At 70.1% G+C, this 19,794-nt stretch carries 14 protein-coding genes; 11 read left to right on the forward strand and 3 right to left on the reverse strand.

Annotated features, from left to right (window positions below; translation table 11 throughout):
• Positions 1-83: 83 nt before the first annotated feature.
• The gene (locus ACFVU3_RS07100) at positions 84-1,034 is read right to left on the reverse strand and encodes an FG-GAP repeat domain-containing protein (RefSeq protein WP_390064415.1); all 951 of its coding nucleotides are present in this window, start codon (positions 1,032-1,034) and stop codon (positions 84-86) included.
• Positions 1,035-1,551: 517 nt separating this feature from the next.
• On the opposite strand from ACFVU3_RS07100, the gene ngcE reads away from it, so the two are divergent.
• The 10 genes from ngcE (at position 1,552) to ACFVU3_RS07150 (ending at position 14,875) form a co-directional block, all read left to right on the forward strand.
• The gene (gene ngcE / locus ACFVU3_RS07105) at positions 1,552-3,000 is read left to right on the forward strand and encodes an N-acetylglucosamine/diacetylchitobiose ABC transporter substrate-binding protein (RefSeq protein WP_390064417.1); all 1,449 of its coding nucleotides are present in this window, start codon (positions 1,552-1,554) and stop codon (positions 2,998-3,000) included.
• Between the two features lie 94 nt (positions 3,001-3,094).
• Entirely contained in the window at positions 3,095-4,024 is a 930-nt protein-coding gene (locus ACFVU3_RS07110; RefSeq protein WP_390064419.1) for a carbohydrate ABC transporter permease, read from the forward strand.
• Positions 4,024-4,956, forward strand: a complete 933-nt coding sequence (locus ACFVU3_RS07115; protein ID WP_390064421.1) for a carbohydrate ABC transporter permease — start codon at positions 4,024-4,026, stop codon at positions 4,954-4,956. The genes ACFVU3_RS07110 and ACFVU3_RS07115 overlap by 1 nt, the downstream gene beginning before the upstream one ends.
• Positions 4,957-5,114: 158 nt before the next feature.
• Entirely contained in the window at positions 5,115-6,335 is a 1,221-nt protein-coding gene (locus ACFVU3_RS07120) for an ROK family protein (RefSeq protein ID WP_390064422.1), read from the forward strand.
• Between the two features lie 121 nt (positions 6,336-6,456).
• Positions 6,457-7,521, forward strand: a complete 1,065-nt coding sequence (locus ACFVU3_RS07125; RefSeq protein ID WP_390064424.1) for a sugar ABC transporter substrate-binding protein — start codon at positions 6,457-6,459, stop codon at positions 7,519-7,521.
• A 240-nt stretch (positions 7,522-7,761) separates the two neighbouring features.
• A complete protein-coding gene (locus ACFVU3_RS07130) occupies positions 7,762-8,541 on the forward strand; it encodes an ATP-binding cassette domain-containing protein (protein ID WP_390064426.1) in 780 nt (259 codons plus the stop codon).
• On the forward strand, positions 8,538-9,848 hold the full coding sequence (locus ACFVU3_RS07135; protein WP_390064428.1) for a sugar ABC transporter permease: 1,311 nt from the start codon (positions 8,538-8,540) through the stop codon (positions 9,846-9,848). Before ACFVU3_RS07130 ends, ACFVU3_RS07135 begins: the two co-directional genes overlap by 4 nt.
• A 222-nt stretch (positions 9,849-10,070) precedes the next feature.
• Positions 10,071-11,990, forward strand: a complete 1,920-nt coding sequence (dxs, locus tag ACFVU3_RS07140; protein ID WP_390064429.1) for a 1-deoxy-D-xylulose-5-phosphate synthase — start codon at positions 10,071-10,073, stop codon at positions 11,988-11,990.
• Between the two features lie 214 nt (positions 11,991-12,204).
• A complete protein-coding gene (locus tag ACFVU3_RS07145) occupies positions 12,205-13,683 on the forward strand; it encodes an amino acid permease (RefSeq protein ID WP_390064899.1) in 1,479 nt (492 codons plus the stop codon).
• Between the two features lie 106 nt (positions 13,684-13,789).
• Positions 13,790-14,875: a hypothetical protein gene (locus tag ACFVU3_RS07150; RefSeq protein ID WP_390064431.1), complete on the forward strand. Its 1,086-nt coding sequence runs from the start codon at positions 13,790-13,792 to the stop codon at positions 14,873-14,875.
• A gap of 106 nt (positions 14,876-14,981) precedes the next feature.
• Here ACFVU3_RS07150 and ACFVU3_RS07155 read toward each other — a convergent pair whose 3' ends face one another.
• Both ACFVU3_RS07155 and ACFVU3_RS07160 read right to left on the reverse strand, forming a co-directional pair.
• Entirely contained in the window at positions 14,982-17,120 is a 2,139-nt protein-coding gene (locus tag ACFVU3_RS07155; RefSeq protein ID WP_390064433.1) for a 3-hydroxyacyl-CoA dehydrogenase NAD-binding domain-containing protein, read from the reverse strand.
• Positions 17,117-18,331 carry an acetyl-CoA C-acyltransferase gene (locus tag ACFVU3_RS07160; protein ID WP_364944522.1) on the reverse strand — a complete coding sequence of 405 codons (1,215 nt, stop codon included), beginning with the start codon at positions 18,329-18,331 and terminating at the stop codon, positions 17,117-17,119. Before ACFVU3_RS07160 ends, ACFVU3_RS07155 begins: the two co-directional genes overlap by 4 nt.
• 308 nt (positions 18,332-18,639) lie before the next feature.
• Between ACFVU3_RS07160 and ACFVU3_RS07165 the strand changes: the two genes are divergently transcribed.
• The gene (locus tag ACFVU3_RS07165) at positions 18,640-19,761 is read left to right on the forward strand and encodes an alpha/beta fold hydrolase (protein WP_390064435.1); all 1,122 of its coding nucleotides are present in this window, start codon (positions 18,640-18,642) and stop codon (positions 19,759-19,761) included.
• Positions 19,762-19,794: the final 33 nt, after the last annotated feature.

Consider the following 19,794-nt stretch of genomic DNA (forward strand, 5'->3'; position numbering starts at 1 on the left):
CGGTAGCAAGCGGGAAGGGCCCCGCTCCTCGTCACGAGGAGCGGGGCCCTTCCGTCGTGTCCGGCGGAGCGGACAGCGGTGGATCAGAACATCATGCGGAAGCCGTTCCAGCCCGCCGTGCCGATCTTGATGCGGGTGGTGTACGGCGAGGACGCGCTGCCCTTGCCCTTGTACAGCCACAGCGCGCCGCTGCCGTCACGGGCGACGAGGTCCGCGCGGCCGTCGCCGGTCAGGTCACCGGGGGAGAACAGGTAGTTGTACATGTTCCAGCCGGCGCCGACGCGGACGCGGCTGGAGAAGGGCGCCCGGTAGTTGCCGGTGCCCTTGTACAGCCACAGGACGCCGCTGCCGTCACGGGCCACGACGTCGGCGCGGCCGTCGCCGGTCACGTCGCCCTTGCCCGCGATCTGGTTGTACGCGTTCCAGCCGGAGCCGACGCGGTAGCGCTGGGTCAGGGAGGCGTTGCCGTTGCCCAGGTAGTGCCAGAGCACACCGGCGCTGTCGCGGGCCAGGACGTCGTCCGGGGCGCCGCCGCCGGTGTTGCCGGCCGAGACGACCTTGTTGTAGATGTTCCAGCCGCCGCCGAGGTCGCGGACCGGGCCGTCGCTGGCGTAGTGCAGGCGGCCGCCGGTGGTGATGCCGTACCAGCCGTCGGAGTGGTACCAGTCGCCCTCCAGACGGCCGTCGGTGTCCGCCTGGTTCATGTGCTTGTAGCCCACCCAGCCGTCGCCGGACAGGCCGGCGATGCGCTGGATGGTGCCGCCGCCGACGGGCGTGTAGCCGATGACGTCGCCGTTGCTGTGCACGCCGTAGAGGTTGTTGAGCGCCGCCGGAGCGGCCGCGGCGGCCGCGGAGGTCGCCGAGGCGGCACCCGCGGAGGCCGCGAGGTTCGCCTGCTGCGAGGGCTTGAACGTCGGGCCGACCGGCTCCGCCGCCACCGCTGCCGTCGTGGTGCCCACCAGGGCGGCGGTCAGCGCGGCGACCGTGACACGGGCGAGCGCGCCCGAGCGGTTCAGGCCAGAAGTCTTGGCCACGTAGGTCTCCAGATCCATATCGAGAACAGGACAGTACGGACAGCCACCGAACTCGGCCCGGTTCGGCGGGATTTCCCCCGTTTCCGCCCACCCGGCGGCGAGTCCGTACATGACAGGAAGACGGTGCCCCGGCCCGTGCGGTTCCAGCCATCCGCAACTTCTTCCGGGCCGCGTCCTGTTCGCCGGATTTCGAATGGACCATTCATCTTGTGAAGGCACGCCGGAGGGGTGGATTCCGCACCGGCCGGGCAGTCTTCCGGCGGAAGCCCCGGAGAAAACCCCGAGGTCTCAACTCGGGAAAGATGCCTGACGAATGCTGCTTTCGATCTTGCTCCGGCCGAGGGAAGTGGACTATACCTGTCGGCGTCCAGCCCGTCGGAACGCTTCCGGCGACGGCCCGACGCCTGCACGACCCAGCTGCAAATGACCGCGGTGGCGGGGCCCTTCGCCGGTGGCGAGACGAAGTACGGGCGACCGGTACACCGCCTGAGTCCTGAATGAAGGCGAGGACTTGAGCATGGGATCCACCTCCGCCCACTCGAACGAGGGCGGCCTCGGCCGTCGTGATCTGATCAAGCGTTCCGCTGCTCTCGGTCTGATCTCCGTCCCGGCCATGGGCTTCCTTTCCGCCTGCGCCAGCGGCGGCGGCAAGGCCAACGACAAGGTCGAGAAGGGCGTCAAGTCCGACAAGAACCCGCTCGGGGTCAATGAGTCGGCCGAGCTCGATTTCTTCCTTTTCGACGGCGGTTTCGGCCAGCAGTACGCCAAGGACGCGATCAAGCTCTTCGAGCAGGCGTACCCGAAGGCCAAGGTCAAGTTCACCCCGACGCAGAAGATCACCACCGAGCTCCAGCCGCGGTTCAACGGCGGCAACCCGCCGGACCTGATCGACAACTCCGGTGCCGAGCAGATGGACATGGGCGTCCTCGTCGGCCAGAAGCAGCTGACCGACCTGACCCCCCTGCTCGACGCGCCCTCCGTGGACGACCCGAGCAAGAAGGTCCGCGACACCCTGCGCCCCGGCATCATCGAGATGGGCCAGTTCGACGGCGAGCCCTGCTGGATGCTGAACTACGCGTACACCGTCTACGGCGTGTGGTACTCGCAGAAGGCCCTCGACTCGCTGGAGGCCAAGTACCCCGAGACCTGGGACGAGATGCTGGCCCTCTGCGAGAAGGCCAAGAAGAAGGGCATCGCGCCCTGGACGTACGCGGGCAAGCACCCGTACTACATCCCCTTCTCGCTCTACCCCATGATCGCCAAGGTCGGCGGCCGTGAGGTCCTCGACGCCATCGACAACCTGGAGCCGAAGGCGTGGGAGCACCCCGCCGTCAAGGCGTGTTTCGAGGCGTACTACGAGCTCCAGCGCAAGGGCTACATCCTCCAGGGCACCCCCGGCCTCGACCACATCCAGTCGCAGACCGCCTGGACCGAGGGCAAGGCGCTCTTCATCCCGAACGGCTCCTGGGTCGAGAACGAGGCCGCCAAGACCATGCCGGCCGACTTCGGCCTCGCGGTCTCCGCGCCGACCGGCCTCGACTCCTCGGACAAGATGCCCTTCGGCACCATCTGGGCGGCCGGCGGCGAGCCCTTCATCGTCCCGGCGAAGGCGAAGAACCCCGAGGGCGCCATGGAGCAGCTGCGCATCATGCTCAGCGAGGCGTCCTCCAAGAGCTTCACCCAGTCCGTGAAGTCGCTCAGCGCGCTCAACGGCGGCACCGACGGCATCGAGCTCTCCCCGGGCCTCAAGTCCGGCGTCGCGGCCCTGGAGAAGGCGGGCACCAACGTGGTGAACCCCCGCCTCCAGGACTGGTACGTGGCCCTCCAGAAGGAGAAGATCGGCGTCGCCGGCATCGGCGAGATGATGGCCGGCCGCGCCACCCCGGCCGAGACGATCAAGAAGATCCAGAAGTTCGCCGACGAGGCGGCCGCGGACCCGAACATCAAGCACTACAAGCACCAGTGAGCAGTGCCGGGGCCCCTTCCCGCCGACCGGGAGCGGGCCCCGGCCCCTCGGCGCGCGGCGCGCGTCCTTCGCCGGAGATCGGGGTCGGTTCGGAATGCAGCACGGCAAGTACCGTTTCATCGTGGGGTTCCTGGCGGCACCCCTGGCGCTGTACGCGCTCTTCGTCATTTGGCCGTTCATCCAGTCCATCTACTACTCGCTCACGGACTGGACCGGTCTGAGTCCCGAATTCGGGTTCGTGGGCCTCGACAACTACACCAGGCTGTTCGAGGACGAGATCTTCTGGAAGTCGCTCCAGCACAGCCTCACCTTCGCCGTCGTCCTTCCCCTGGTGACGGTGGGATTCGCGCTCTTCCTGGCGTTCATGCTGAATGTGGGCGGCAGACGGCGCAAGGGAGCGGCGATCGCGGGCGTCCGCGGCTCCTCGATCTACAAGATCGTCTATTTCTTCCCGCAGGTGCTGTCGATCGTCATCGTGGCCCTGCTCTTCCAGTTCGCGTACAACCCGAACAGCGGCGCCATCAATTCGGTCCTGAAGGCGGTCGGGCTCGGCAGCATCCAGCCGGACTGGCTCGGTGATCCGAACCTCGCCCTCATCTGCGTGATGGTGGTCCTCGTCTGGTCCACGGTCGGATTCTTCGTGGTGCTCTTCTCGGCGGGCATGGCGTCCATTCCGCGCGATTTCTACGAGGCCGCGCTGCTCGACGGCGCCAACCGCTTCACCACGTTCTTCAAGATCACCCTGCCGCTGCTCTGGGACACCGTGCAGTCGGGCTGGATCTACATGGGCATCCTCGCGCTCGGCGCGGAGTCCTTCGCGGTCGTGCAGATCATGACCGTCGGCCCCAACGGCGGCGGGCCCGACTACTCCACCATCGTCATGCCGCTGTACGTGTACCAGAAGGCGTTCCGGGACGGTCAGGCCGCCTACGCCACGACCATCGGTGTCGCGCTCCTCCTCGTCACGCTCGCCTTCGCCGCGGTCGTGATGAAGCTGGGCCGGCGCGAGCGGCTGGAGTTCTGATGAAGACCACCGACACCCCGCCCACCGGGGACGCGCGGATCCCCGTCCCCCGGACCGGCCAGGCCCCCGAGGTCAGGAAGACCGCGGCCCCCGTGAAGGAGAAGCGCGAGGGCTCCGTCCTCAACGTCTTCTCGCACGGTGTCCTGATCATCTGGGCGATCATGGTGGTGATGCCGCTGCTCTGGGCGGTCATGACCTCCTTCAAGACCGACCGCGCGATCTTCACCTCGCCCTGGTCGCTGCCGGACGCGCTGCACTTCGAGAACTGGTCGCGCGCCTGGACCCAGGCGCACATGAGCGAGTACTTCCTGAACACGCTCGTGGTGGTCGGCGGCTCGCTCGTCGGCACCCTGCTCTTCGGCTCGATGGCGGCGTACGTGCTGGCCCGCTTCGAGTTCCCCGGGAACCGCTTCCTCTACTTCCTCTTCATCGGAGGGATGAGCTTCCCGATCATCCTGGCGCTGGTGCCGCTCTTCTACGTCATGCAGAACATGGCCCTGCTCAACACCCTGCACGGCCTGATCCTCGTCTACATCGCGTACTCGCTGCCCTTCACCGTCTTCTTCCTGACCGCCTTCTTCCGGACGCTGCCGACCTCGGTGGCGGAGGCGGCCTTCATCGACGGGGCCAGCCACACCCGCACCTTCTTCCAGGTGATGCTGCCGATGGCCCGGCCGGGCCTGATCAGCGTCGGCATCTTCAACTTCCTCGGCCAGTGGAACCAGTACCTGCTGCCGACCGTGCTCAACACCGACCCCGAGAACAAGGTGCTCTCGCAGGGCCTGGTGCAGCTCGCGGTCAGCCAGGGGTACAAGGGCGACTGGTCCGGGCTCTTCGCCGGCCTGGTGATGGCGATGCTGCCCGTGCTCGCCGCGTACATCGTCTTCCAGCGGCAGGTGGTGGCCGGTCTCACCGCCGGCGCCGTGAAATAGCCTGAAAGCGCTCCCAAGCCCCCGCACGCCCGCGTGCGGGGGCTTTCGCGTGCCCGCCGCGCATCCCCTGCCCTCGCTCCGGGTCTTGACGGAAGCGAAGACGAAAGCGTCCCCTTAGAGTTCACATGTTGGAGAAAACGGTGGGAGTGAGAGAGTCGATGGAGACTCCGGGGTCGCAGACGTCTCTGCACAGGGCCAATCTCGAGCGGGTCGTCCGGGCCGTCCGGATGGCCGGTTCGCTGACCCAGGCGGAGATCGCCCGGTCGACGGGGCTGTCCGCCGCGACGGTCTCCAACATCGTCCGGGAGCTGAAGGACGGCGGCACGGTCGAGGTCACCCCGACCTCGGCGGGCGGCCGGCGGGCCCGCAGCGTCTCGCTCTCCGGCGACGCCGGCATCGTCATCGGCGTCGACTTCGGCCACACCCACCTGCGGGTCGCGGTCGGCAACCTCGCCCACCAGGTGCTCGCCGAGGAGGCCGAGCCGCTCGACGTGGACGCCTCCGCAGCGGAGGGCTTCGACCGGGCGGAACAGCTGGTCAACCGGCTGATCGCGGCCACCGGCATCGGCCGCGACAAGGTGATCGGCGTCGGTCTCGGCGTCCCCGGCCCCATCGACGTCTCCTCCGGCACGCTCGGCTCGACGTCGATCCTGCCGGGGTGGAGCGGCATCAACCCGGCCGAGGAGCTGTCCGCCCGCCTCGGGGTCCCCGTCCACGTCGACAACGACGCCAACCTGGGCGCGCTCGGCGAGCTGGTGTGGGGGAGCGGCCGGGGGGTCAAGGACCTGGCCTACATCAAGGTGGCGAGCGGTGTCGGCGCCGGCCTGGTGATTGACGGGCGGGTCTACCGGGGGCCGGGCGGCACGGCCGGCGAGATCGGCCACATCACCCTCGACGAGTCGGGCCCGGTCTGCCGCTGCGGCAACCGCGGCTGCCTGGAGACCTTCACCGCCGCCCGGTACGTGCTGCCGCTGCTCCAGCCGAGCCACGGAGCCGACCTCACCATGGAGCGCGTGGTGCAGCTGGCCCGCGAGGGCGACCCCGGATGCCGGAGGGTCATCGCCGACGTCGGACGTCATATCGGCAGCGGCATCGCCAACCTTTGCAATCTCTTGAACCCGAGCCGGGTCGTGCTCGGCGGCGACCTCGCCGAGGCGGGCGAGCTGGTGCTCGCCCCGATCCGGGACTCGGTCGGCCGGTACGCCATCCCGAGCGCCGCACGCCAGCTCTCCCTTGTGCAGGGGGCGTTGGGCGGGCGCGCCGAGGTGCTCGGGGCGCTGGCCCTGGTGCTGAGCGAGATGGGCGACTCGACGCTGCTCAACGGGACAGAGGGCGCATTTCAGGCGACGGCTCCGGCTTCCGTGCCCGCCTTCACTTAGAGAACGCTAACCACCGTTGTCATCTCGTTAAGTTTTCACTTCTTGACGACGGTGTTGCGGCCGAGTTGACTTCGTGGCACCTCGGCCGCACCGTCGCGGCCTCGTCAGGGAGGCACCCCACATGAACGCAATGTCCCGTCGCGTCGTCATAGGTACGGCCGCGGTCTCCATGGCCCTCGCTCTCTCCGCGTGCGGCCAGGCCGGCGGCGACGACAGCGGTGACAAGGGCAGCTCGACCAAGATCGGTCTGCTCCTGCCGGAGAACAAGACCGCGCGGTACGAGGCGCTCGACAAGCCGCAGTTCGAGAAGGCCGTCAAGGCCGCCTGCGGCGACTGCGAGGTCGTCTACAACAACGCCGTCTCCGACGTCGTGAAGCAGAAGCAGCAGTTCGACCAGCTCATCGCCGACGGCGTGAAGGTCATCGCGCTCGGCTCGGTCGACGCGGCCAAGTCCGCCGGCTGGGTCAAGGAGGCGCAGGGCAAGGGCGTCAAGGTCGTCGCGTACGACCGCGCGATCGAGGGCGCGGACGCCTACGTCAGCCACGACAACAACAAGGTCGGCGAGCTCCAGGGCCAGGCCCTGCTCTCCGCCCTCGGCGCCAAGGCCGCCACCGCCCAGATCGTCATGATCAACGGTGACGAGAAGGACCCGAACGCCGGTCTCTTCAAGAAGGGCGCCCACGCCGCCCTCGACGGCAAGGTCGGCAAGATCGCCTACGAGGCGTCCGGCGAGTGGGACCCGAAGGTCGCGGGCGAGAAGATGGCCGCCGCCGTCTCCTCCGTCGGCAAGGACAAGATCGGCGCCGTCTACTCCGCCAACGACGGCATGGCGGGCGGCATCATCACCTCGCTGGAGAACGCCGGCATCAAGGGCATCCCGGTCGGCGGCCAGGACGCCGAGGTCGCGGGCATCCAGCGCATCGTCGCCGGCACCCAGACCTTCACCATCTACAAGTCCCCGCTCCAGCTGGCCCCCGAGGCCGCCAAGTTCGCGGTCAACCTGCTCCAGGGCAAGGACCTCGGCGCCCAGGGCGAGACCGACGGCGTCAAGTCCACCCTCTTCGCCCCGGTGGTCGTTGACAAGACCAACATCCAGTCCACGGTGATCAAGGACGGCATCTACGCCGCCGCCGACATCTGCTCCGCGGACCTCGCCGCCAAGTGCGCCGAGCTGGGCATCAAGTAGTCCTCGGGGAGCCCGGACCCCCGGGCTCCGCCTCCCTCCCGCCGGTGCGTCAGACCCGGCGGGACGCGGAACGCGCCCACCCCCGTGACGCGGCTCCGCGACCCTGACCCGTCCGGCCCCGGCCGACCCAGACCCCGCTGTCGGTCCGGGGCCGGACGAGCACAGCCCCCCTCGAACTCGGCGCCGTACGGCGCGACATGCCGCTGCCCCCGTCCACGGGCGGCGAAGGAGTTGGTTCACGTGTCCCAGACGCCTGTCCTGGCGTTGCGCGGGATCTTCAAGCGATTCGGAGCGGTCCAGGTCCTCTCCGGTGTCGACCTCGAAGTCCACGCGGGTGAAGTCGTCGCCCTGGTCGGCGACAACGGCGCCGGAAAGTCCACCCTGGTCAAGACGATCGCCGGCGTCCACCCGATCGACGAGGGCGTCATCGAGTGGGAGGGACGCCCGGTCGAGATCGCCCGCCCGCAGGACTCCCAGACCCTCGGCGTGGCCACCGTCTACCAGGACCTCGCCCTCTGCGACAACCTCGACGTCGTCGCCAACCTCTTCCTCGGCCGCGAGCTCAAGAAGGGCGGCGTCCTCGACGAGGTCGCCATGGAGAAGCGGGCCAAGGACCTCCTCTCCACGCTCTCCATCCGCATCCCCAGCGTCCGCATCCCCGTCGCCGCCCTCTCCGGCGGTCAGCGGCAGGTCGTCGCCATCGCCCGCGCCCTGGTCGGCGACCCCAAGATCGTGATCCTGGACGAGCCCACCGCCGCCCTCGGCGTCGAGCAGACCGCCCAGGTCCTCGACCTCGTCGAGCGGCTGCGCGAGCAGGGCCTCGGCGTCATCCTCATCAGCCACAACATGGCCGACGTGAAGGCGGTCGCCGACACCGTCGCCGTGCTCCGCCTCGGCCGCAACAACGGCACCTTCCCGGTCGCCACCACCACGCACGAAGAGATCATCGCCGCGATCACCGGCGCCACGGACAACGCCGTGACCCGCCGGCAGGCCCGCACCGCGGAGGTAGCCCAGTGAGCACGACCCCGAAGGCGACCGACGAGGCGCCCGTGCCCGAGCCCCGCACCTCCGAGGACGCCGCCGCCGAGACCCCGGCCGCCGCCGCGGTCCCCGCCGTCGACCCCCGCCTCCTCGTCCGCGAGCAGGGCTTCAAGGGCTACGTCGACGAGTTCAAGCGCAAGATCCGCTCCGGCGAGATCGGCTCCCTGCCCGTCGTCGTCGGCCTGATCGTCATCGGCATCGTCTTCCAGGCGCTGACCGGCAACTTCATCACCTCGTACAACCTCGACCAGATCACGCTGTACGCGGCCGGCCCCGGCATCATGGCCGTCGGCATCGTCTTCGTGCTGCTGCTCGGCGAGATCGACCTCGCCGTCGGCTCCGTCGCCGGCCTCGCGGGCTCCGTCTGGGGCGTCTTCGCCACCGACATGCCGGACTCCCTCGCGATCCTCCTCGGCATCCTCTCCGGCACCCTCCTGGGCGCCTTCCACGGCCTGGTCTTCGCCAAGATCGGCGTCCCCGCCTTCGTCGTCACCCTCGCGGGCTTCCTCGGCTGGGCCGGACTCCAGACCTGGGTAATGGGCGACCGGTCCACCATCCCGACCCCCATCGGCAGCTTCGTCGGCGACCTCACCAAGTACTACTTCTCCGACGTCGCCGCCGCCTACGGCCTCGCCGCCGTGGTCATCGCCGCCTTCTACCTCGCACAGCTGCGCGACTCCGGCCGCCGCAGGGCCGCCGAGCTGCCGCACCGCCCGCACAGCGAGATCCTGCTGCGCACCGGCGTCCTCGCGGTCCTCGTCCTGGTCGCCGCGTACGGCTTCAACCAGGAGAAGGGCCTGCCGCTCTCCCTGGTGATCTTCCTGGTGATCCTGCTGGTCACCGACTTCGTGCTGCGCCGCACCACCTACGGCCGCCAGGTCTTCGCGGTCGGCGGCGGCATCGAGGCGGCCCGGCGCGCCGGCATCAACGTCGCCTGGATCCGGATCTCCGTCTTCATGATCTCCGGCACCCTCGGCGCGATCGGCGGCCTCTTCCTGGCCTCCGCCACCGGCGGCGCCGACCGCTCCCTCGGCGGCGGCAACCAGCTCATGATGTGCATCGCCGCGGCGGTCATCGGCGGCACGTCCCTCTTCGGCGGCCGCGGCAAGGTCTGGTCGGCGCTCCTGGGCATCCTGGTGCTCCAGTCGATCGTCCAGGGCCTCAACCAGCTCAACCTGGAGTCCAACGCCATCCAGTACATGATCACCGGCGCCGTGCTCCTCATCGCCGTGATCATCGACTCCGTCTCCCGCAAGACCCAGAAATCCGCGGGACGGGCGTGACACGCCCGTCGGGTGCGACGCCCCCGGGGTAAGACGCGCCACATTCGCCCGGCACCGGTGAACCGGTGCCGGGCACCGTCGCGTCCGGAGCAGTGTCCGGACCAGTACATCCCCCATACGGGTGATGCCACTCCGCCTGGCCCGATGCCCACGATCCAGGACGGAACATTAGACTCGGCAAAATCGGCAAGCTCGACCAGCTCAGAACGCAAGGAGGCACGGGTGGCCCTGCTGACCCGTATCAGGACACCGCGCGACCTGGACCGGCTCTCCCCGGAACAGCTGGACCAGCTGGCCGCGGAGGTCCGGACCTTCCTCGTCGACGCCGTCTCCAAGACCGGCGGACACCTCGGCCCCAACCTCGGTGTGGTCGAACTGACCATCGCCCTGCACCGCGTCTTCGACTCGCCGAAGGACAAGGTCCTCTGGGACACCGGCCACCAGAGCTACGTGCACAAGCTCCTCACCGGCCGCCAGGACTTCTCGAAGCTCAAGATGAAGGGCGGCCTCTCCGGCTACCCCTCGCAGGCCGAGTCCGAGCACGACGTGATCGAGAACTCGCACGCCTCGACCGTCCTCGGCTGGGCCGACGGCCTCGCCAAGGCGAACCAGATCCTGAAGAAGGACGACCACGTCGTCGCCGTCATCGGCGACGGGGCCCTCACCGGCGGCATGGCCTGGGAGGCGCTCAACAACATCGCCACCGCCAAGGACCGCCCGCTCGTCATCGTCGTCAACGACAACGAGCGCTCCTACGCGCCCACCATCGGCGGCCTCGCCAACCACCTGGCCACCCTGCGCACCACCGACGGCTACGAGCGCTTCCTCGCCCGCGGCAAGGACATCCTGGAGCGCACCCCGGTCGTCGGGAAGCCGCTCTACGAGACCCTGCACGGCGCGAAGAAGGGCCTCAAGGACTTCATCGCCCCCCAGGGCATGTTCGAGGACCTCGGCCTGAAGTACGTCGGCCCCATCGACGGGCACGACATCGAGGCCCTGGAGTCCGCCCTCACCCGCGCCAAGCGCTTCGGCGGCCCGGTCATCGTCCACTGCCTCACCGAGAAGGGCCGCGGCTACCAGCCCGCCCTCCAGGACGAGGCCGACCGCTTCCACGCCGTCGGCAAGATCCACCCCGACACCGGTCTCCCGATCGCCACCTCCGGCGCCGACTGGACCAGCGTCTTCGGCGAGGAGATGGTCGCGCTCGGCAAGGAGCGCGAGGACATCGTGGCGATCACCGCCGCCATGCTCCAGCCGGTCGGCCTGGACCGCTTCGCCAAGGAGTTCCCGGAGCGCGTCTTCGACGTCGGCATCGCCGAGCAGCACGGCGCCGTCTCCGCCGCCGGCCTCGCCACCGGCGGACTGCACCCGGTCTTCGCGGTCTACGCGACCTTCCTCAACCGCGCCTTCGACCAGGTCCTGATGGACGTGGCCCTGCACAGGTGCGGCGTCACCTTCGTCCTCGACCGGGCCGGCGTCACCGGCACCGACGGCGCCTCGCACAACGGCATGTGGGACATGTCGATCCTCCAGGTCGTGCCCGGCCTGCGGCTCGCCGCCCCGCGCGACGCCGACCAGGTCCGCGCCCAGCTGCGCGAGGCCGTCGAGGTCACCGACGCGCCCACCGTGGTCCGCTTCTCCAAGGGCGCGGTCGGCCCCGCCGTCCCCGCCGTGGGCCGGGTCGGCGGCATGGACGTGCTCCGCGAGGCCGGCACCGACCGGCCCGACGTCCTCCTGGTCTCCGTCGGCGCGCTCGCCCCGATGTGCCTGGAGATCGCCGGTCTCCTCGACCGCCAGGGCATCTCCACCACCGTGGTCGACCCCCGCTGGGTCAAGCCGGTCGACGAGGCCCTCGCGCCGCTCGCCGCCGACCACCGGGTCGTCGTCACCGTCGAGGACAACAGCCGCGTCGGCGGCGTCGGCTCGGCCGTCGCCCAGGCGCTGCGCGACGCCGGCGTCGACGTGCCGCTGCGTGACTTCGGCATCCCGCCGGTCTTCCTCGACCACGCCTCCCGCGGCGAGGTCATGGCCGAGATCGGTCTGACCGCCCCCGACATCGCCCGCCAGGTCACCGGACTGGTCTCCCGCCTGGACGGACGGTTCGAGGCGGCCCGGCAGGCCGTGGAGCCCGCCCGCGACTGATCCCGCCCCGGCGGAACGGTCACTCCGCGTCACCATTGGGCCGGTCGGTTCACCCTCCCGGGTGCCGACCGGCCCTTTCGCGTGCATCCTGGCTTCACTGCGGGCAGCGTCCCCTCGACCCCCGTCCACCGGGGGCCCCGAGACCCGACGTCACGGACGACGCGGAGGTACGACGGTGAGTACGGATCAGCGCCCCCCACGGGCCAACTCCGGAATGTTCCGGACGAAGTCGGTCGAACAGTCCATCAGGGACACCGAGGAACCGGAGCACGCGCTCCGGAAGTCACTCTCGGCCTGGGACCTCACGGTCTTCGGCGTCGGTGTGATCATCGGCACCGGCATCTTCGTCCTGACCGGCAAGGTCGCCAAGGAGAACGCCGGCCCGGCCACCGCGCTCGCCTTCGTCGCGGCCGGCATCGTGTGCGCCCTGGCGGCCCTCTGCTACGCCGAGTTCGCCTCGACGGTGCCGGTGGCGGGATCGGCGTACACCTTCGCCTACGCCTCCATCGGCGAGCTGCCCGCCTGGATCATCGGCTGGGACCTCGTCCTGGAGTTCGCGCTGGGCACGGCGGTGGTGGCGGTCGGCTGGTCCGGCTACGTGCGCTCGCTGATGGACAACATCGGCTGGCACCTGCCCGCCGCCCTGGAGGGCCCGGACGCGCCGGGCGGCACCTTCGACATCCTGGCCTTCCTGCTGGTCCTGGTGCTCACCGTGATCCTGGTCATCGGCATGAAGCTGTCCGCCCGGATCACCGCCGTCGTGGTGGCCATCAAGGTCACGGTCGTCATGATCGTGATCGTCGCGGGCCTCTTCTTCATCGTCGGCGACAACTACTCGCCGTTCATCCCGCCGGCCGTGACCCCGGAGGGCGGCGGCTCCAACTGGGACTCCCCGCTCGTCCAGCTCCTCTTCGGCTACGAGCCCACCAACTTCGGCGTCATGGGCATCTTCACGGCCGCCTCCATCGTCTTCTTCGCCTTCATCGGCTTCGACGTGGTCGCCACCGCCGCCGAGGAGACCAAGCTGCCGCAGCGGGACATGCCCCGCGGCATCCTCGGCTCGCTCCTCATCTGCACCGTGCTGTACGTGGCGGTCGCCCTGGTCGTCACCGGCATGCAGCACTACTCCGAACTGTCCGTCAGCGCCCCGCTCGCCGACGCCTTCAAAGCCGCCGGCCATCCCTTCTACGCGGGCGTGATCAGCTTCGGCGCCGCCGTCGGCCTCACCACGGTCTGTCTGATCCTGCTGCTCGGCCAGACCCGCGTCTTCTTCGCCATGAGCCGCGACGGACTGCTGCCCCGCTTCTTCTCGGTCACGCACCCGCGCTTCAAGACGCCGTACCGCCCGACCGTCCTGCTCGGCGTGATCATCGCGATCGTGGCCGGCTTCACCAGCATCAACGAGCTGGCGACCCTGGTGAACATCGGCACCCTCTTCGCCTTCGTGATGGTCGCCGCCGGTGTCATCGTCCTCCGCCGGACCCGTCCCGACCTGCACCGCGCCTTCCGCACCCCGTGGGTCCCGGTGCTGCCGATCATCTCCATCGCCGCCTCCCTGTGGCTGATGCTCAACCTGCCGGGCGAGACCTGGTTCCGCTTCGCGGTCTGGATGGCGATCGGCGTCGTCGTGTACTTCCTGTACGGGCGCCGTCACAGCCGGCTGGGCCGGGAGGGCCGGGACGCCCTGTACTAGCCGTGTACCGGCCACGGACCCAGCGGGCGGGCGGAAGGCGCCCGGGCCGGGCGGATACAGTCGGTGGGAACCGACCCCCACTCGACCCGGAGCGCTGGATCCCCCCATGGTGAACCGACCCCAGGCCCCCGCCGTCCCCTCCCACGGCTCCCCCCGCGCCCCCAGAATGCACGGCGACTGGCTGGCCCGGGGCGCCGAAGGACGCTTCAGCGTGTACGTCCCCCGGGACGGCGAGGTGCTCCGCTGGACCGAGGGCGCCGGCGGCCGGTTCGGCGGCCCCGAACCGATCGGCGGCGGGGGCCTGCTGCCGTTCCTGGCGGCCGCTCAGGGACCCGACCGCTATGTGCACCTGATCGGCCTCCGGCCCACCGACACCGGCGCGGAGGCCGGGGAGGACCACGTCGAGCTGGTGCACAGCGTCCAGTTCCAGACCGGCCGGCCCAACGTGGAGTGGAAGTCCATCGGCCACGCCAACGGCCGGGCCGAGTGGTACGGCAACCCGGCGGTCGCCGTCGACGCCAAGGGCCGCGTCCACGTCTTCGTCCGCAACCGCGGCGGCGGCGTCAGCGCCCGGGTCCAGAAGGACGCCGGCGGCTGGCACCCGTGGTGGGACCTCAAGGGCGGCCGCACCGACCAGAACCCGGTGGCCGCGGTGAACGGCGACGGTCTCGTCGAGCTGTACACCGCCACCGACCGCGGGCTGCTCCGGTACGTGCAGAAGGAGCCGGGCGCCCGCCCGGTCGTCGAGCCGCTGCTCGTGACCCCGGTCGTCCAGGGCACGCTCGCCGCGGTGACCGGCCCCTCCGGGCACGTGACCCTCTTCTACGCCGACGGCGAGGGACGGATCCGCGCCTGGTCGCCGGGGCGCGGCCTGGAGCCCACCCCGTTCGCCGACGCGGCCGGTGACGGCCCGCTGAACGCCGGGCGCTGCATGATCGACGGCTACGACTGCACCCTGCTCGCCCAGTGCGACGAGAAGGGCGGCGCGGTCCTGGCGGCCTACCTCACGGAGCGCGAGGACACCGGCCTGCACTGGACCCCGTCCGGCCCGCCCGTGCTCGGCCCGCCGGCCCTCACGGCCGACGCCGACGGCGCCGCGGCGGTCGCCGCGCTGGCGGACGACGGCGGGGTGGTCGTCACCCGCCAGAAGGACGAGCCGGGCCTCGCCCTGGCCGCCTGGACGCGCCTCTGAGACCCTCCGGGCCCCGCCGCCTCCGGCCGGCGGGGCCCGGGAAACGCCGAAGGCGCTGCCCGGCCCCTGGAGAGGGGGCCGGGCAGCGCCTTTCGTACGGGGCGCGTTACGCCGGGACGCTCGCGACGCCCTGCGCCAGGAAACGCTTGCCGTTGACGCGCTCGGAGACGCCCTCGCGGTCCAGGTACGGCGTGATGCCGCCCAGGTGGAAGGGCCAGCCGGCACCGGTGATCAGGCAGAGGTCGATGTCCTGCGCCTCGGCGACGACACCCTCCTCCAGCATCAGGCCGATCTCCTGCGCCACCGCGTCGAGGACGCGGTCGCGGACCTGCTGCTCGGTGAGGACGGTGTCGCCCTGCTTGAGCAGCGCGGCGACCTCGGGGTCGAGCTCCGGCTTGAAGCCGTTCTCCGGCTTGTAGACGTAGAAGCCGCGCTTGCCGGCCTCGACGACGGCCTTCAGGTTGGGGGAGACGATGAAGCGCTCCGGGAAGGCGCGGTTCAGGGTCTCGGAGACGTGCAGACCGATGGCCGGGCCGACGAGCTCCAGGAGGACCAGCGGGGACATCGGCAGACCGAGCGGCTCGATGGCCTTCTCCGCGGTCTCGACCGAGGTGCCCTCGTCGATGACGTTCTGGATCTCGCCCATGAAGCGGGTCAGGATGCGGTTCACGACGAACGCCGGGGCGTCCTTGGTGAGGACCGCGGTCTTCTTCAGCTTCTTCGCCACGCCGAAGGCGGTGGCGAGCGAGGCGTCGTCCGTCTTCTCGCCGCGGACGATCTCCAGGAGCGGGAGGATCGCGACCGGGTTGAAGAAGTGGAAGCCGACCACGCGCTCCGGGTGCTGGAGCTTCGAGGCCATCTCGGAGACCGACAGCGAGGAGGTGTTGGTGGCGAGGATCGCGTGCGCCGGGGCGACCGCCTCGACCTCCGCGAACACCTTCTGCTTGACGGACATCTCCTCGAACACGGCCTCGATGATGAAGTCCGCGTCCGCGAAGCCCTCGGCCTTGTCGAGGACACCGGAGACCAGGCCCTTGAGACGGTTGGCCTTGTCCTGGTTGATGCGGCCCTTGCCGAGCAGCTTCTCGATCTCGCCGTGGACGTAGCCGACGCCCTTGTCCACGCGCTCCTGGTCGATGTCGGTCAGGACGACCGGCACCTCCAGGCGGCGCAGGAAGAGCAGGGCGAGCTGCGAGGCCATCAGACCGGCGCCGACGACGCCGACCTTGGTGACCTGGCGCGCGAGCGACTTGTCCGGGGCGCCGGCGGGGCGCTTGCCGCGCTTCTGCACCAGGTTGAAGGCGTAGATGCCGGAGCGGAGCTCGCCGCCCATGATCAGGTCCGCGAGGGCCTGGTCCTCGGCGTCGAAGCCCTTCTGCAGGTCGCCGTCCTTGGCGGCCTCGATGATGTCGAGGGCGCGGTAGGCGGCCGGCGCGGCGCCGTGCACCTTGGAGTCGGCGATGGCGCGGCCCTTGGCGACGGCGGCGTCCCAGCCCTCGCCGCGGTCGATCTCCGGGCGCTCGACGGTGACGGAGCCGTTCAGCACGCCGGCGGTCCAGAGGAGCGACTGCTCCAGGAAGTCGGCGCCCTCGAAGAGCGCGTCGGCGATGCCGAGCTCGAAGACCTGCTTGCCCTTGAGCTGGCGGTTCTGGTTCAGCGAGTTCTCGATGATGACCTGGACGGCCTTCTCGGCGCCGATCAGGTTCGGGAGGATCGCGCAGCCGCCCCAGCCGGGCACCAGGCCGAGGAAGACCTCGGGGAGCGAGAAGGCCGGGAGGGCCTTCGACACGGTGCGGTAGGTGCAGTGCAGACCGACCTCGACGCCGCCGCCCATGGCCGCGCCGTTGTAGTACGCGAAGGTCGGCACGGCGAGCGCGGACAGACGCTTGAAGACGTCGTGGCCGCCCTTGCCGATGGCGAGCGCCTCGTCGTGCTTCTTCAGCAGCTCGACGCCCTTGAGGTCGGCGCCGACGGCGAAGATGAACGGCTTGCCGGTGATGCCGGCGGCGACGATCTCGCCGTTGGCGGCCTCGGCCTCGACCTGGTCGATCGCCGTGTTCAGGTTGGCCAGCGACTGCGGGCCGAAGGTGGTCGGCTTGGTGTGGTCGAAGCCGTTGTCCAGGGTGACGAGCGCGAAACGGCCGGCCCCGAAGGGCAGCTCGAAGTGGCGCACGTGGGCCGAGGTGACGACCTCGTCCGGGAAGAGCTCGGCGGCGCCCTTCAGAAGCTCGGCGGTGGTGCTCACTTGCCCTCCCAGTGGGGGTTCTCCCAGATGACCGTCGCGCCCATGCCGAAGCCGACGCACATGGTGTTGAGGCCGTAACGGACCTGCGGGTTCTCCTCGAACTGGCGCGCCAGCTGCGTCATCAGACGGACGCCGGAGGAGGCCAGCGGGTGACCGTAGGCGATGGCGCCGCCGTACTGGTTGACGCGCGCGTCGTCGTCGGCGATGCCGTAGTGCTCCAGGAACGCGAGGACCTGGACGGCGAATGCCTCGTTGATCTCGAAGAGACCGATGTCGTCGATCGAGAGGCCGGCCTGGGCCAGGGCCTTCTCGGTCGCCGGGATCGGGCCGTAGCCCATGACCTCGGGCTCGACGCCGGCGAAGGCGTACGAGACGAGGCGCATCTTGACGGGGAGGTCGTTCTCCCGCGCGAAGTCCTCGGAGGCGATGATCGAGGCGGTGGCGCCGTCGTTCAGGCCGGCCGCGTTGCCCGCGGTGACGTTGCCGTGGACGCGGAACGGCGTCTTCAGGCCCGCCAGCGACTCCAGGGTGGTGCCCGGGCGCATCGGCTCGTCGGCGGTGACCAGGCCCCAGCCGGTCTCGCCGGCCTCGGCGTTGGTGCGGCGGACGGAGATCGGCACCAGGTCGGGCTGGATCTTGTTGTCCGCGTACGCCTTGGCGGCCTTCTCCTGCGAGCGCACGGCGTACTCGTCGGCGCGCTGCTTGGTGATGCTCGGGTAGCGGTCGTGCAGGTTCTCGGCGGTCATGCCCATGAAGAGGGCGGACTCGTCGACCAGCTTCTCGCTGACGAAGCGCGGGTTCGGGTCGACGCCCTCGCCCATGGGGTGGCGGCCCATGTGCTCGACACCGCCGGCGATGACGGCGTCGTAGGCGCCGAAGGCGATGGAGCCGGCGACCGAGGTGACGGCGGTGAGGGCACCGGCGCACATGCGGTCGATGGAGTAGCCGGGCACGGACTGCGGGAGGCCCGCGAGGATGCCGGCGGTGCGGCCGAGGGTGAGGCCCTGGTCGCCGATCTGGGTCGTCGCGGCGATCGCGACCTCGTCGATCTTCGCCGGGTCGAGGGCCGGGTTGCGGCGCAGCAGCTCCCGGATGGCCTTCACGACGAGGTCGTCGGCGCGGGTCTCGTGGTAGATGCCCTTCGGGCCCGCCTTGCCGAACGGGGTGCGGACGCCGTCGACGAAGACGACGTCCCTGACGGTACGAGGCACGATGGCTCTCCTCCAGGTGCGGGACGGCACTGCTGCGGCGCACACCACTAAGCGTGCGCTTGCTTCCCCCATGCTACTTGTGGGTAACCAAGCTGCCCACCCCTTGGGGGCCAAGCGGCGAAGGTCACATGCCGGGGACGGCGCCGGGCGGCCACGCGCCCCCCGCGTACGCCCGTCCGTTGGGAGGGTCCCACGACCCGGGCGGCGCAGGGCGGCGGCCGCGTCGCGGCGTGTCCGTCCGCCGGCGGACGGACGCTGGCACCGGTCGGGGCACGAGGCCCCGGCCCCTGCGCGCAGATCGGACTCCTATGGCGATCGACACCATCGACCACGCGGTCCCCCACGTCTCCACCGTCCCCGCGAACGCGGGCGACAAGGTCGAACTCTTCGTGAGGGAGCGGCGTCACACCTCCACCACCGGGCCGCGCAGACCGGTCCTCATGCTCCACGGCCGGAGCGTCCCGGTGCTGGCCGGCTTCGACCTCCAGCACGAGTCGTACAGCTGGGCGGAGGCGCTGGCGAAGGCGGGCTACGACGTCTTCATGATGGACCTCCAGGGCTCGGGACGGTCTCCGCGTCCCCAGATGGACGACCCCCGCAACGTCAACCCGGCCCAGCAGCCCCTGCTGACTCCGAGGCCGCCGGGATTCACCCCGGGCCCGCTGAACTACCCGTTCCAGCTGACCAACTCGCACAGCGACCGGGACGAACTGAACACCGTCGTGGAGTACGTCCTCGACGAGTGCGGGGTGGAGAAGCTCGCGTTCATCGGCTGGTCCGCCGCCGCCTTCACCATGGGGCCGTACGCGGTCAAGAACCCCGGCAAGGTCGAGAGCCTCTTCCTGCTGGCGCCGATCTTCCCGCCCCTGGCCACGTCGAACCCGCCGGCCACGCTGCCGCGACCGGGGTTCCCCACCACCATCGCCGGGAAGCAGGGGTTCGACGACGGCTGGAAGGGGGAGGCGCCCTGTGTCGGTCAGCGCGCGCCCGGCATCGTCGACGCGGCATGGAACGCGATCATGGCCAACGACGCCGTGGGCAGCACCTGGGGACCCCCGTCGGGGTTCAACCGCATCAGGAACTTCGCCCGGTGGGGGTGGAACAGCACGACCGCGGCGCAGGGCGGTGTGCTCGGCGGCGCCGTGCCCGTACTGATGGTGTACGGGGAGCACGACAGGCAGGTGAACACGTCTCCGCCCCATCCGGACCCGGAGTTCAACTTCTCCGTCCCCAAGCTCTACGAGGCCGTCGCGGGCCCGCACAAGCTGATGGTCAAGCTGGAGTGCGCGGGGCACTCGGTGGTGTGGGAGATGCAGCACAAGAACGTGCACAACCTGTCGAAGCACTGGCTGAAGCACCTCACGGTGGACGGCAAGACCCAGGGCGTCTTCGAGATGGACACCGACGGCAACCTCAGCCCGGCCCCGTAGGACGGCGAAGCCCCCGGCCGCTTCCGGCCGGGG

The organism is Streptomyces sp. NPDC058052 (assembly GCF_042885515.1).
Classification (GTDB): domain Bacteria; phylum Actinomycetota; class Actinomycetes; order Streptomycetales; family Streptomycetaceae; genus Streptomyces.